A 12,948-nucleotide genomic window follows, 5' to 3' on the forward strand; every position below is an offset into this window, starting at 1 on the left:
TCCTCATCCTGGGTAGTCGGCCGGGTCGTACTCGCGCACGTAAGTCTGCCCGCCGTTGGCGGTGATCCGGACCTTGAGCGGGCTCATGCGGAGAATCCCGCTGGCGTCGCAGCTGGCGTTGGCGACGAGCGGCGTCCAGGTCGCTCCGTTGTCGCAGGTGACGTCCATCGCCGGGTAGCTGCCGGTCGGGATCGAGCCCCAGCTCCAGGTGCCGCCGAGCCCGCCGCTCCTCGCGGCGACGAGGCTGCCGAGCTGGCCGTTGTCGATCGGCTCGGGCAGCGCGAAGGTCCGCGACCAGTCGCTGCAGAGGCCGGGGAACGGGATCTCCTGCCAGATGTCGCAGGCCTTCAGCTGGAAGCCGACGTCGGGATGCCCGTAGGCGGAGGGGTCGCTCAGCACGTCGCCGAGGCCCGCCGACCTCACCTCTCCCGGCACGCCGTTCACGACGATCCGGTACTGGAAGTCCGCGTTGCCGCTCGGCGCGGCGGATGCCAGCGTCGCATCCCAGTGCCCGGCCCCGTTCGGCACCGGCGCGCCGGCGCTCGCGCTCGTCACGACCGGCGGGATCGCCCGCGGCACCACCTGATTCGAGGCGATCCCCGTGCAGCCCTGGTGGTTCCACGCGAAGATCCACACCGTGTAGGTGGTGTTCGGGGCGAGTCCCCCGAACGTCGCCGACGATGTGTCGGGCCCGTACCGGGTGAACCCGGCCGGGGGCACGACGCTCCCCGAGCCGGCGTCGACGCCGGTGACCGAGCACACCGGCTGCGCACCGCTCGTGATGAGCCCGAAGTAGTCGGTGATGGCGGCCCCGTTGGCGGCGAACGCCGACGACCAGCTCGCGGTGGCCGTCGTGCCCGTGGTCACGGAGGCCGACGCCGACACCGAGCCCACGGCCAGCGGAGGACCGGCCGGGATGCCGGTGCCGTCCGCCTCGTTCCAGGTCGCGAGGCTGTTCGGTGCGCTGTTGCGGGCGCTGATCGAGAACGCCGTGACCGCGCCGTTCGTGATCGACGCGCCCTGGACATTGCGCGCGTAGGCCGTGCCGGCGGGGTCCGAGGCGGCGACGCCCACGGTCACCACGACGCCGCCCACCGTCACGACGTACTGCGTGATGGGACTGCCGCCGCTCGTGACGGGCTTGGTCCAGGTCACCCGCAGGCCGCCGTCGAGGGCTTCGCCCCCGGGTTGTCCGGTGGCGGCGGGATGATGTCCGACCAGATCGATCCGGCCATCGTCTTCGCGGTGGAGGGCCCGATCGCGTTCACCGCGACGACCGAGATCGTGACGGCGTTGGCGGGCCCGTTGCCCGGCGTCGTCACCGCGCACCCCACCGTGGTCGTGCAGTTCGTCGTGGAGTCCACGGCGCCGGTGGACGGGTCGCTCAGCGTGACCACGTACCCGGTGATCGGGGAGTTGTTGAAGACCCCGGGCGTCCAGCCGATCTTGAGCAGTCGATCGCCGAACTCCGTCACCCGCACGTCCGAGACCGGGTCGGGAACGTCCTGCACCGAGATCGTCACCGTGCCCCAGACCTCGCGCGACGGGTCGCCGGTCGCATCGGCGACCTCGTACTGCAGGGTCGCGTCGCCCGGCTCGGCGCTGGCGTCGACGTTCACCGCCAACCGGGATCGTGTGCTGTTCGGGGTGATCGTGACGCCCGCCGGCAGCGACGCCCCGTCGAGGCCCCGGATGTCGACCACCCGCAGCGGTGTCTCGGGGAACGGGTTGTTGGCCTCGTCGTTCGCGAGCACGTCGACCGTCGTCGTGCTGCCGCGCCGGGCGACCGCGCGATCCGGCACGGGCTGGGCGAGCGGTCGCGTGGAGGGCACCACCTGCAGCGTGATGAGCCCGGACTGACCGTCGTTCACCGCGTCGCGCACGCCGATGCTCACCGTCTCGGACTTGCCGGTCGGCACGTCGTCGTCCGCCTTGACGGTCAGCCGCTGGCCGTTCAGGGTGACGCGGAAGTCGGCAGGCTTCGGATCGAGCACGGTGTACGCGAGCTCGTTCACGTCGGGATACGGGTAGTTCGTGAGCTTGACGAGGTCGAGCTCCTTGGCCTGCCCGGGCTCGAAGTCCACGACATTGCCGACGAAGTCCGGCGGCTGGTTGTCGCGGGGATTGACCTTGATGGGAAGGGTGAGGATCGCCGTGCGGCCGGCCCCCGTTGACCGAGCTGCCGTCGGTGACCTCGAACGTGATCGACGCCGGACCGAAGTAACGCGCCGCCGAGGTGTAGTGCAGCGTGTGCGCGTCGGCGACCAGGTCGTCGCCGTTGTCGTGGGTCGCCTTCACCGTGGCATCGTCGGTGATCCGCACGCCCCGGTCGGCCAGCGTGACGACGTAGTCGTCCAGGTCGATCGTGAGCGTCTGCTCGCTCTTGACGACGAGCGGCGGCGCCTTCGTGTTCAGCTGCGGCAGCGCGTCGTCGGTGCCGGGCACCCGGATGAACCCGTACGACCGGATGCTCGAGTCGTCGGGGTGGGTCACGGAGAACGGGATGATCTGGCTCTTCGCCCCCACCTTCACCCGGATGTCGCCCCCGGGTTGCACCTCGGCGCCGCCGGCGTAGCCGGGCAGCAACCCGACCGTGAGCGACGACACCGGACCGTCGGCGAAGAACACGTTGTCGAGCACCGCGACGTCGAGGCTCGTGCGGTCGATGACGTCGCTCACCGTGAGCACCGTGTCCTGGACCACGGGGTACGCGAGCGGCGCCTTGGGGTCGACGGTCACGGTCACGAAGTTGGAGCTCGTGCCGCCGTACTCGTTCTGGATCGTGTAGACCGCCGCGTAGGTGCCGGGCGTCTTCGGCGGGGTGAGCTGCACGATCCGCCCCCGACGACCCGGGCCTTGGTGCCCGGCGTGTTCGCCTTCACCCCGGTCACGGTCAGCGGGCTGCCATCGGGATCGGAGTCGTTCGCGAGCACCTGCACCGAGATCGTGCGGCCCGGCCGCGCCTGGACGCGATCGGGGTTGGCCACCGGATTGCGCGCGCCGGCGAGCGGGGCGCTGATGCCGATCCGGATGGTGCCGGTCGCGCGTGCACCGAGCGCGTCGACGACGGTGTACTGGAAGGTGTCGGTTCCCGAGGAGTACGGGCCGGCCTGGTATTCGATGTCGGCGGCGCCGACGGCGAGCACGGAGCCCTTCTGCGGATTGCTCGCGACCCCGATCAGCGACACCGAGTCGCCGTCCGGGTCGATGCCGCTCAGCGGGATCGGCACCTTGATCGAGTCGCCTCCCGCGAGCGCGCGCGCCACGACGCGCCGGGGTACCGGCGGGTTGTTGGTGGAGGCGTTCACCTCGCGCACCGAGATCGAGACGGTCGCCTCGGCGGTCTGCCCGTCGGGTCCGGCGATCGAGTAGATCGCCGAGTAGTTGCCCGCGGTCCGCGGCGCGAGGTAGCGCAGCACCGCGCCCGACGCGAACAGCAGACCGCCTCCGGCCGAGAGCGGCTGCGCGAGCTTCGGCACCAGCGTGATGGGCTTGCCGTCGGGCTGGGAGTCGTTGTCGAGCACCGGGATGTCGATGGTGTCGCCCACGCGCACGGTCACCTGGTCGTCGACGGCCACCGGCGGCTGCAGCTCGGTCGGCTCCGGGATCTCGACGACCGAGATCGTGCCGAGCGAGTCGGCCAGCCCGTTGCTGATGCGGTAGTTGAAGCCCACCGTCGTGCTGTCGAGCGGCCGGGTGAGCGTGACCCGGACCTCGTGCTGATCGAGCACCTCGGCCTCGACCGATCCGTTGACCGGCACGTTCTCCAAGCCGGTCACGACGAGCACCCCGCCCGCCGGGTCGATGTCGGTCGACGTGGGATCGATCGTCTGGCTGGACAGTGCGGGCACGAAGATCGTCTTGGGCACCGTGATCGGCTTGCTGTCGGCATCCGGTGAGGCGACGACGATGCGCACGAGTCCGGAGGCGACGTGCGTGCCGTCGGTGACCGTGAAGTCGACGTAGTGCGTGCCGACCTGGTCGCTCGAGAAGCTGAACGTGCCGTCGGCGAAGTTCGGGGTGATCGTCGCACCCGACTTCGCCGGCACCGCATTGAGCCGGATCGTGCCGTCGCCGCCGCGCACGTGATCGAGCGGGTTGAGCGTGAGGGCACGCCGGCCGTCGCGGGTGCCGCCCAGTCCTCCACCGTGATCGGCACCTGGCCCGGCGGCTTGACGGTGACCGAGAGGCTGCCGCCGCCCTGGGCCCGTCCGTCCGACATCGTGAGGGTGACCGACTTGGCGTTCGAGCCGGCGTCGCCGTCCGAGAAGGTGACGACGCCCTCGGGCGTGTGGGTCACGAGATCGCCGCTGGTCGAGACCGCGTCGACGAGGTAGAAGGGGTCGCCGTCGGGATCGACCCAGTCGGCCATCACCTGGGTCGAGATTCGGCCGCCCTGCTCCACCGTCGTCTTGGTGGTGCGCACCTGCTGCGGCGGCGAGTTCTCGCTCGGCGTGCGGACGGCGACCTGCACCGTCGCCGCCGCCGTGCCGCCGCGACCGTCGGAGATCGTGTACCCGAAGTCGATCGTGCCGGACGCCGTGGGCGGCAGGGTGATCTGCAGCTCCTGGTCGCTGTTGATGAGGTCGATGCGGCCCCGAGCGGGATCGAGCTGGTCGAAGGAGTCGATGACCAGCACGTCGCCGTTCGGGTCGTAGTCGTTCAGCAGCACGGGCAGCACGCTCGAACGACCCGGTCGGGCCCCGAACGAGTCGTCGACGGCGACCGGCGGCTTCTGCTGGGGGTCGACGTCGGGCGGCACGTCCTGGTCGTTCTGCTTCTGCTGCTGCTGATCGTCCTTCGTGATCAGGTCGCTCCAGTTGTCGATCAGCTGCCCGCCGTGCTGCACCGCCCAGGACGCACCGCCGCGGGCGTCGTTGAGCACGACCCGTTCCGTGTTCACCAGGAACGACAGCGCCGCCGAGCCGACCATGCCGGGCAGGCGCAGCTCGGACGCGGCGGCGGTGCCGCAGCGCCGCCATCCCGCGCCGGAGCTCCACGCGGCGTAGACGCACTGCCCGAGCACGAGCGGGGCGGCCGGCGTTCCCGAGCGGTTGGAGACCAGCCGGATCGGCGCCCCGCCGTCCAGCGGCACGGAGACGAGCCCCTGATCGCTCGCGATCAGCACGCGGTCGGCCGCCGGTCCCGGCTGCTGCAGGACGGGGTCGGAGGCGCTCGGCAGCAGCCCTGAGAGGTCGACCGTGCGGCCCTGCAGCTGGAGCACGCGCGCCCCGGCATCGAGCACGGCCCACTGCCGGCCCACCGAGGTCGTCTGGTAGGTCGACCCCTTGGCCAGGGTCGCGCGCCACTGGTCGTCGACGACATCCGAGGTCGCGGCGTCGACGCGGAAGACCTTGCCGGTCGAGGGCGCGTACGCGATGAGGGTGCCGTCCGGCCCGGTCGAGATGACCGAGTGCGCACCGAGGTCGAGGGTCGCGGGCCCGGTCGCGTCGAACGACGGCAGCTGATCCTCGTCGACCAGCCAGAGCTGGCCGGTGCCGCCCTCGTAGATCGCGACCCGGTCGCCGACGACCGCGACCTGCGGCTGCTGCGGCGGCAGCGCGATCGGCTGCCCGGCGGTCGAGGTGGCCGGATCGACGATCGAGACGGTCGCGTCGGCCCGGTCCACCAGCAGCACCTCGTCACCGGCCTGGGCCACGCTGAGCTGCGCGCCCTTGCTGTGGACGACCGAGTTCAGCTCGAGCACGGCCGGATTCGCACGGCCGATGACCTGGTCGTGCCCATTCGCGACCCACACCGACCCGTCGCCGAGGTCGAGCTTCTGCGCCGTGTAGCCCGTCGAGACGATCGCGAGGGTCGCGACGACCGCCGCGACCGCCGTGCCGATCGCCGCGGTGGCGACGACCGACTTGTGGGCGGCGATCCAGCGGCCGATCATCCGGCATCCACGTCCAGGCACTTCTGGGCACTCGGATCACCGGTCTTGCCGTCGCGGTTGACCGTCACCGTGATGCACACCGTCTCACCCGGCGATGCGGTCACGACGAAGCGTGCCGAGGGCTGCGTGGCCGGGGCGTCGGTGCCGGTCGCGACCTGGTAGACGTCACCGTCCTGCAGTCCGGGGTCGGGCCAGGTGAACACGACCGAGTTGCCCTGCTGCCGCGCCTCGATGTTCGACACGACGGGGATCTCGTGCGACGCGGCCCCCACGCGCAGCAGCACGGCGAGCGTGATGGCGCCGAGCACGACGACGAGCGCGGCGGCGCCGACGAGCACCCACGTGGTCCGCTGCATGAGGCGCCAGGGCGAGGCGCCCGTGAGGCGCTTCGGCGAGCTCGCGTCATGGACCGTGCGCACCGCGGCCGGCGCCGCCGGGCTCGCGGGAGCCGCCGCCCGCCGCCGACGTCGCGCGGGCGCGGCATCCCGGCCGTTCGCGAGCGACCGCAGCCGGGTGCGGTCCTCCAGGTCCGAGACGGTGCCGAGCGCCCAGTCGTCGGTCGCGACCTCGATCGGCGTCTGCGCCAGCCCGAGCTCGGTCTCGATCTGCTGCAGCTCGCGCACGAACTCGAGCGCGCTCGCCGGCCGCTGCTCCGGACGGCGCGACATCGTGCGACGCAGCAGCTCCTCGAGGCTCGCGGGCACATCCGCACGTCCGATGGGCTGCGGCTTGGCCCGCGCGATCCGCGACATGAGGTCGCTCGAGGAGTTCGAGCCGCCCGGCACCTCGAACGGCGAGCGCCCGGCGAGCAGGGAGTACACGGTGGCGCCGAGGGCCCACACCTCGCTCGCGACGCTGCCGCCGGTCTCGTCGAGCAGCACCTCGGGCGCCGACCACGGGATCGAGAGCCCGACGGAGTCCTCCTCGCGCACCGCGGCGATCGTGGACGCGATCCCGAAGTCGGAGAGCACCGGATGCCCGTACGCCGTGAGCAGGATGTTGGAGGGCTTGATGTCGCGGTGCAGCACGCTCGCCCGATGGGCGGTCTCGACGGCGCTGCCGATCCGGACGGCGATGCGCAGCACCTCGGCGACCGGGATCCGTTCGCGCCGGTAGCGCTCGCTGAGCGAGGCCGAGCACAGCTCCATGACGAGATACGGACGGCCGTCGCCGGAGACGCCCGCCTGGTACACCGTGAGGATCGAGGGGTGCGCGCTGAGCTGGGCCATGAGGTTGGCCTCGGCCTGGAACATCTGCCGCACCTGGTCGTTGACCAGCTCGCTCAGCATGACCTTGACCGCGACCTGGCGCCGGGGCATGTTCTGCTCGTAGAGGAAGACGTCGGCGAAGCCGCCCGAGCCGAGCACGTGCACGAAGGAGAAGCCGGGCAGGACAGGGGGCTGCGAGGGCAGACGACGGGCCACCATTCCCCTCTCCCAAGCGCCGAAACGCCCCATTCTAGGCAGAGGCCCCTGGGTTCCCCGGTCGCGTCCCCTAACGGGGGAAGGCGTGTCGAGGGTGTCGCGGACGGCCAGCACGTCGACGATGACGACCGTCACGTTGTCGCGTCCGCCGGCCGCGAGCGCGGCGTCGACCAGTGCCGCGGCCGTCTCCCCGGCGGCATCCCGGCGGCGAGGTGCAGCCGGATGCGGTCGTCGCCGATCTCCTTCGTCAGACCGTCCGAGCACAGCAGCAGCCGCAGCCCGGCGTGCGCGGGCACCGCCCACACGTCGGGGTCCGGATCGTCGTGGAACCCGATCGCGCGCGTGATGACGTTGGCCTCGGGATGGTGCTCCGCGTCGCGTCGCTCGATCATGCCGGCGTCGACGAGCTCCTGCACGACCGAGTGGTCGACGGTGAGCTGGGCGAGCTCGTTGTTCTCGAAGCGGTAGACCCGGCTGTCGCCGATGTTGAACACCGCGAAGACGGGCTCGCCGTCGTCGACCACGAGGGCCGCACCGGTGAGGGTCGTGCCGACGCCCGCCGGCATCCCGTCGCCCAGGGTGTCGATGTCGTGCGCGGCCTCGACGATCGCGGCCTCGAGGCGGGCCAGGTCGAGGAACGCCGCCCCGCGCTCGCGCCCGAGCCGTTCGACGACGATCGCGCTGGCCCGATCGCCCGCCGAATGCCCGCCCATGCCGTCGGCGATCGCGAAGATCGGGAAGCCGATGACGGCGCTGTCCTCGTTCGCCTGTCGCTTGTGCCCGGTGTCGGTGCGGGCCGCCCAGGCCAGCACGAGCTCGCCGCGGTCGGGCAACGGGATGTGGCGTTCGCGCCGGTCGCGCCCGACGATCGTCATCCCAGCACCTCGATCACGTTGCCGTCGCCGAGGTCGAGGTGGGTGCCGGCGGTGATCACCGACGACTCCCCGCGCAGCAGGGTGCGCGCCGGCACGCCGGGCGCCTTCACGACGGTGCCGTTGGTCGAGAGCATGTCGCGCACGACGACGGTGCCGCCGACGGCGCTGAGGGCCAGATGCGTGGACGACACCTCCCGGCGCGGGGACGGCACGGCGACGAGCTGCGGGATGCCGGATGCCGGCACGCGCGGCAGCGTCGGGCTCCTCCCGACGTACACGGTGCCGCCCTCGATCTCCACGACGCCGCCGTCCGGCATGCGCACGCGGGGAGCCCCGCGCGGGGCGGGCGCCTCGGCCGGGGCGAGCACTGCGGGGGCGGGCTCGGGACGGGCACGGGCGCGGCGGGCGCGGGACGCCCCGCCGTCAGGATCGTGTCGTCCAGATCGGGGCCCGCCGAGGGCGCGACGATCACCGGCGCGCGCAGGACGGTCTCGTCATCCAGCGCCGTCGGATCCTCGACGTGGTCGGGTGCCACGGGCCGAGGCTACTCCGCGCCGCGTCATTCCCCGATGAAGCTCATGACGTGCTTGATGCGCGTGTAGTCCTCGAAGCCGTACATCGAGAGGTCCTTGCCGTACCCGGAGTGCTTGAACCCGCCGTGCGGCATCTCCGCGACGAGGGGGATGTGGGTGTTGATCCAGACGCAGCCGAAGTCCAGTCGCTTGGCGAAGCGCATCGCGCGGCCGTGGTCCCTGGTCCACACGCTCGACGAGAGGCCGTATTTCACGCCGTTGGCCCAGGCCAGCGCCGTCGCCTCGTCGGCGAACGGCTGCACCGTGATGACGGGGCCGAAGATCTCGTTCTGGATCGCGTCGTCGGTCTGGGCGAGGCCGGTCACGACGGTCGGCTCGATGAAGTACCCGGCGGACCCCTGGCGCTCGCCACCGGTCTCCACGTGGGCGTTCGAGGGCAGCGCGTCGATCACGCCGAGCACGCGCTCGAACTGGCTCGCATTGTTGACGGGTCCGTAGAACGTGCCGGCATCGCGCGGGTCGCCCGTCGTGACGTTCTCCCCGACCCACCGCACGAGCTCGGCGACGAACGCGTCGTGCACCCGCTCGTGCACGAGCACCCGGGTCGCGGCCGTGCAGTCCTGGCCGGCGTTGAAGTAGCCGGCGGTGGCGATCCCCTCGACGGCTTTCGGGATGTCCGCGTCGTCGAACACGATCACGGGCGCCTTCCCGCCGAGCTCCAGGTGCACGCGCTTGACGTCGAGCGCGGCCGTCCCGGCGACCTCCATGCCGGCGCGCAGCGAGCCGGTGATCGAGACCATCTGCGGGATCGGGTGCTCGATCATCCGCTGTCCGGTGGTGCGGTCGCCCGTGATGACGTTGAGCACGCCCTTCGGCAGGAACTCCGCGGCGATCTCGGCGAGCAGCAGCGTCGACTGCGGCGTCGTGTCGGAGGGCTTCAGCACCGTCGTGTTGCCGGCCGCGATGGCGGGCGCGACCTTCCACACCGCCATGTTGAGCGGATAGTTCCAGGGGGTGACCTGGCCGATGACGCCGACCGGCTCACGGCGGATGAAGCTCGTGTGGTCGGCCATGTACTCGCCGGCGCTGCGACCCTCGAGCACGCGGGCCGCCCCCGCGAAGAACCGGATCTGGTCGACCGACAGCAGGATCTCGTCCTCCACGAGGGTCGTCCGCGGCTTGCCCGTGTCCTGGGACTCGAGGTCGGCGAACTCGTCGGCGCGCTTCTCCATCTCGTCGGCGATGCGGAACAGAGCGAGCTGACGCTCGGCCGGCGTCGTCTCGCCCCACGTCTCGAACGCGGCCGCCGCCGCGCGGTAGGCCGTGTCGACGTCCGCGGCGCTCGACACGGGCGAGGTGGCGTACGTCTTCTCGGTCGCCGGGTCGATCACGTCGAACCCGGCGTCGCCCGTCGCGGCCACGTAGGCGCCGTCGATGAAGTTCCTGAGGGTGGGGTCGGCCATGCACCGAGCGTAACGAGCGCTTCCCACTGGGTGAAGGGGCACGGGCTGCGGATCCGCTTGTCGCGCCCGGAGTCGGCTGACAGAATCGGTGGACTGTGCAGAATTGGAAGATGGCGACCCGCAAGCCCGTGACCCTCGACGACGTCTCCAAGGGGATCATCGAGCAGCTGCAGCAGGACGGCCGCCGCTCGTACGCGGAGATCGGCAAGAAGGTCGGGCTGAGCGAGGCCGCCGTGCGCCAGCGGGTGCAGCGCCTGCAGGAGTCCGGGGTGCTGCAGATCGTCGGGGTCACCGACCCCATGCAGCTGGGCTTCTACCGGCAGGCGATGATCGGCATCCGGGTCGCGGGCGACACGACGCGGGTCGCCGAGGAACTGGGACGGCTCGCGGCCGTCGACTACGTCGTGCTCACCGCGGGCAGCTTCGACATCCTCGTCGAGGTCGTGTGCGAGAACGACGACGACCTCATCGAACTGCTCAACTCGCGCATCCGCGGCATCGAGGGGGTGCAGTCCACGGAGACGTTCGTCTACCTGCGGCTGCACAAGCAGTACTACAACTGGGGCACCCGCTGACGGGAATACCCGACAGCTCTATGCGCTTGCATGGAGCATGAGTGACACGTCAACGACCACGGCCGCCCTGCATCCCGACTACCGCGTCGGCACCTGGAAGCTCGATCCGGTGCATTCCGAGCTCTCCTTCACGGTGCGCCACCTCAAGGTGACCAAGGTGCGCGGCACCTTCGACTCCTTCGACGTGACGATCGTGACCGCCGCCGATCCCGCGGAGTCCACCATCGAGGCCGTCGTCGACGTGGCATCGGTCAACACCAAGCAGGAGTACCGCGACAACCACCTCCGCTCGAGCGACTTCTTCCTGGTCGAGCAGCACCCGCACATGACCTTCCGCTCGACCGGCTTCGACATCGACGGCGACGACTTCACCGTCACGGGCGAGCTGACGCTGCGCGGCGTCACCCAGCCGGTCACCCTGACCGGCGAGTTCGGCGGCGTCGTCGTGACCGACGACGGCACGGTCAAGGCCGGCGCCAGCGCGACCGCGAAGATCAACCGCCACGACTTCGGCGTCAGCTGGAACGCGGCCCTCGAGGCCGGCGGCATGACCCTCGGCGACGACGTGTCCATCTCGATGGAACTGCAGGTCGTCCTGCAGAAGTGACCCGTTTCTGACAGCCGGCTGGCGGCCTCCCGACCGAGGTCGCCGGCCGGCGTAGCGTCGTGGGATGTCGACGGATGCGGCATCCCGGCCCTCCCGCTCCCCCACGCTGGCGCGGTCGATCGTCGCCCTCGTCGCGTTCCTGGTGATCGCCTCTGCGGTCGCGGCCCTCGGCGCCACCACCACGATCCGTGAGGTCGACGGCTGGTACGCCGGCGCCGCGAGAGCGTCCTGGAGCCCGCCGAACGCCGTCTTCGGCCCCGTCTGGACCGTGCTGTACGCCCTCATGTCGATCGCCGCGTGGCTGATCTGGCGCAGCACGCCGGCCGATCCGCGCCGCCGGCGCACGGCGCTGGGGCTCTACGTGGGCCAGCTCGTGCTGAACGCGCTCTGGACCCCCGTCTTCTTCGGCCTGTATCCCGCCGTCGGCGCCGCCGGCTGGTGGATCGCGCTCGCCATCATCGTGGCGCTGGACGTGCTCGTGCTCATCACGACGATCCGGTTCTGGGCGGTGCGCCGGATCGCTGCCGTGCTGCTGATCCCGTACGGGGCCTGGGTGCTCTACGCCACCACCCTCAACGCGGCCGTGATCGTGCTCAACCGCTGATCGCGGGTCAGGTCGGGGGAAGAGGCCGGAGATCGTCGCGATCTCCTCGGGAGACGGCACCCAGGCGGTCGCGGCCGCCGCGTTCGCACGCACCTGGTCGGGCCTCGTCGCACCGGCGATGACGCTCGAGAGCGCCGGCTGGGCGAGCAGCCAGCCGAACGTCGCCTCGAGCATCGTGATGCCCCGCTCGGCGCAGAACGCCTCGTAGGCCTCGATCGCGTCCCACGGCGCGTTCTCGTGCACGTGCGGACGCTGCCGGGCGATCCGGCTGTCGGCGGGGCGTTCCGTGCGCGAGAACTTGCCCGTGAACAGCCCGTTGGCGAGCGGGAAGAACGGCAGGAAGCCGAGTCCGGCCTCCCGGGCGGCCGGGAGGACATCGCGCTCGACCGAACGGCTCAGCAGGTTGTACTCGTTCTGCGCGCTCACGAAGCGGGCGATTCCGAGCCGGCCGGCTGCCGTCTCGGCCGCAGCGATCTGGTCGGCATCGAAGTTCGAGTTGCCGATCGCGATCACCTTGCCCTCCACGACGAGCTCGTCGAGCGCGCCGAGAGTCTCCTCGATCGGCACCGACGGGTCGGGGGTGTGCTGCTGGTAGAGGTCGATGCGGTCGGTGCCGAGCCGCCGGAGCGATCCCTCGACGGCGGCACGGATGTAGGCGAGTGATCCCTTGGCGCCCTCGATCGGGCTCGGTGCGCCCGTATGCCCGAACTTCGTGGCGATGACCATGTCGTCGCGGCGGCCCCGGATCGCCGCGCCGAGGCGGGTCTCGCTGAGACCGTAGTCGGCGCCGTAGATGTCCGCCGTGTCGAAGAACGTGATGCCCGCCTCGAGGGCGGCGGCGACCACGGCGTCGGTGCCCTCCTGCCCGAACGTGGCCGTATCGGGACGGCCGAAGTTGTTGCATCCGAGGCCCGCGACCGAGACGGCGAAGGGGGCGGAACCGAGGGGACGAGCATCCACCCGTCCAG

General features: G+C 71.2%; 13 protein-coding genes and 1 pseudogene. 5 read left to right on the top strand and 9 right to left on the bottom strand.

Annotated elements, in window-relative coordinates:
- Window positions 1-3: 3 nt before the first annotated feature.
- Complete coding sequence (locus QQK35_RS02295) at window positions 4-1,155, bottom strand: fibronectin type III domain-containing protein (protein WP_284252553.1); 1,152 nt, start codon at window positions 1,153-1,155, stop codon at window positions 4-6.
- Complete coding sequence (locus QQK35_RS02300; protein WP_284252555.1) at window positions 1,152-2,084, bottom strand: fibronectin type III domain-containing protein; 933 nt, start codon at window positions 2,082-2,084, stop codon at window positions 1,152-1,154. Before QQK35_RS02300 ends, QQK35_RS02295 begins: the two co-directional genes overlap by 4 nt.
- Window positions 2,085-2,383: 299 nt before the next feature.
- On the opposite strand from QQK35_RS02300, the gene QQK35_RS02305 reads away from it, so the two are divergent.
- Complete coding sequence (locus tag QQK35_RS02305) at window positions 2,384-2,575, top strand: hypothetical protein (protein WP_284252557.1); 192 nt, start codon at window positions 2,384-2,386, stop codon at window positions 2,573-2,575.
- Between the two features lie 18 nt (window positions 2,576-2,593).
- Entirely contained in the window at window positions 2,594-2,788 is a 195-nt protein-coding gene (locus QQK35_RS02310) for a hypothetical protein (protein ID WP_284252559.1), read from the top strand.
- Here QQK35_RS02310 and QQK35_RS02315 read toward each other — a convergent pair.
- From QQK35_RS02315 to QQK35_RS02340, 6 genes are all read right to left on the bottom strand, one after another.
- Window positions 2,742-3,869, bottom strand: coding sequence for an Ig-like domain-containing protein (locus tag QQK35_RS02315; protein ID WP_284252561.1), 1,128 nt, complete (start codon window positions 3,867-3,869; stop codon window positions 2,742-2,744). The two genes, QQK35_RS02310 and QQK35_RS02315, sit on opposite strands and share 47 nt — an antisense overlap.
- The gene (locus QQK35_RS02320; protein WP_284252564.1) at window positions 3,776-5,899 is read right to left on the bottom strand and encodes an Ig-like domain-containing protein; all 2,124 of its coding nucleotides are present in this window, start codon (window positions 5,897-5,899) and stop codon (window positions 3,776-3,778) included. Before QQK35_RS02320 ends, QQK35_RS02315 begins: the two co-directional genes overlap by 94 nt.
- Entirely contained in the window at window positions 5,896-7,326 is a 1,431-nt protein-coding gene (locus QQK35_RS02325; protein ID WP_284252567.1) for a serine/threonine-protein kinase, read from the bottom strand. Before QQK35_RS02325 ends, QQK35_RS02320 begins: the two co-directional genes overlap by 4 nt.
- A 128-nt stretch (window positions 7,327-7,454) precedes the next feature.
- Window positions 7,455-8,198, bottom strand: coding sequence for a PP2C family protein-serine/threonine phosphatase (locus QQK35_RS02330; RefSeq protein WP_284252569.1), 744 nt, complete (start codon window positions 8,196-8,198; stop codon window positions 7,455-7,457).
- Window positions 8,195-8,521, bottom strand: coding sequence for an FHA domain-containing protein (locus QQK35_RS02335; protein WP_284252570.1), 327 nt, complete (start codon window positions 8,519-8,521; stop codon window positions 8,195-8,197). Before QQK35_RS02335 ends, QQK35_RS02330 begins: the two co-directional genes overlap by 4 nt.
- Window positions 8,522-8,757: 236 nt before the next feature.
- Entirely contained in the window at window positions 8,758-10,194 is a 1,437-nt protein-coding gene (locus QQK35_RS02340) for a gamma-aminobutyraldehyde dehydrogenase (RefSeq protein ID WP_284252572.1), read from the bottom strand.
- Window positions 10,195-10,304: 110 nt separating this feature from the next.
- On the opposite strand from QQK35_RS02340, the gene QQK35_RS02345 reads away from it, so the two are divergent.
- From QQK35_RS02345 to QQK35_RS02355, 3 genes are all read left to right on the top strand, one after another.
- Window positions 10,305-10,769 carry an Lrp/AsnC family transcriptional regulator gene (locus tag QQK35_RS02345; protein ID WP_284252574.1) on the top strand — a complete coding sequence of 155 codons (465 nt, stop codon included), beginning with the start codon at window positions 10,305-10,307 and terminating at the stop codon, window positions 10,767-10,769.
- Between the two features lie 37 nt (window positions 10,770-10,806).
- Complete coding sequence (locus QQK35_RS02350) at window positions 10,807-11,376, top strand: YceI family protein (protein ID WP_284252576.1); 570 nt, start codon at window positions 10,807-10,809, stop codon at window positions 11,374-11,376.
- Window positions 11,377-11,440: 64 nt separating this feature from the next.
- Complete coding sequence (locus tag QQK35_RS02355) at window positions 11,441-11,980, top strand: TspO/MBR family protein (RefSeq protein ID WP_284252578.1); 540 nt, start codon at window positions 11,441-11,443, stop codon at window positions 11,978-11,980.
- Window positions 11,981-12,067: 87 nt separating this feature from the next.
- Here the strand turns inward: QQK35_RS02355 and QQK35_RS02360 are convergent.
- Window positions 12,068-12,940: pseudogene (locus tag QQK35_RS02360) on the bottom strand (aldo/keto reductase); the annotation flags it as partial.
- Between the last annotated feature and the right edge of the window lie 8 nt (window positions 12,941-12,948).

It is taken from the genome of Pseudolysinimonas kribbensis, assembly GCF_030161895.1.
In the GTDB taxonomy this organism is placed as follows: domain Bacteria; phylum Actinomycetota; class Actinomycetes; order Actinomycetales; family Microbacteriaceae; genus Pseudolysinimonas; species Pseudolysinimonas kribbensis.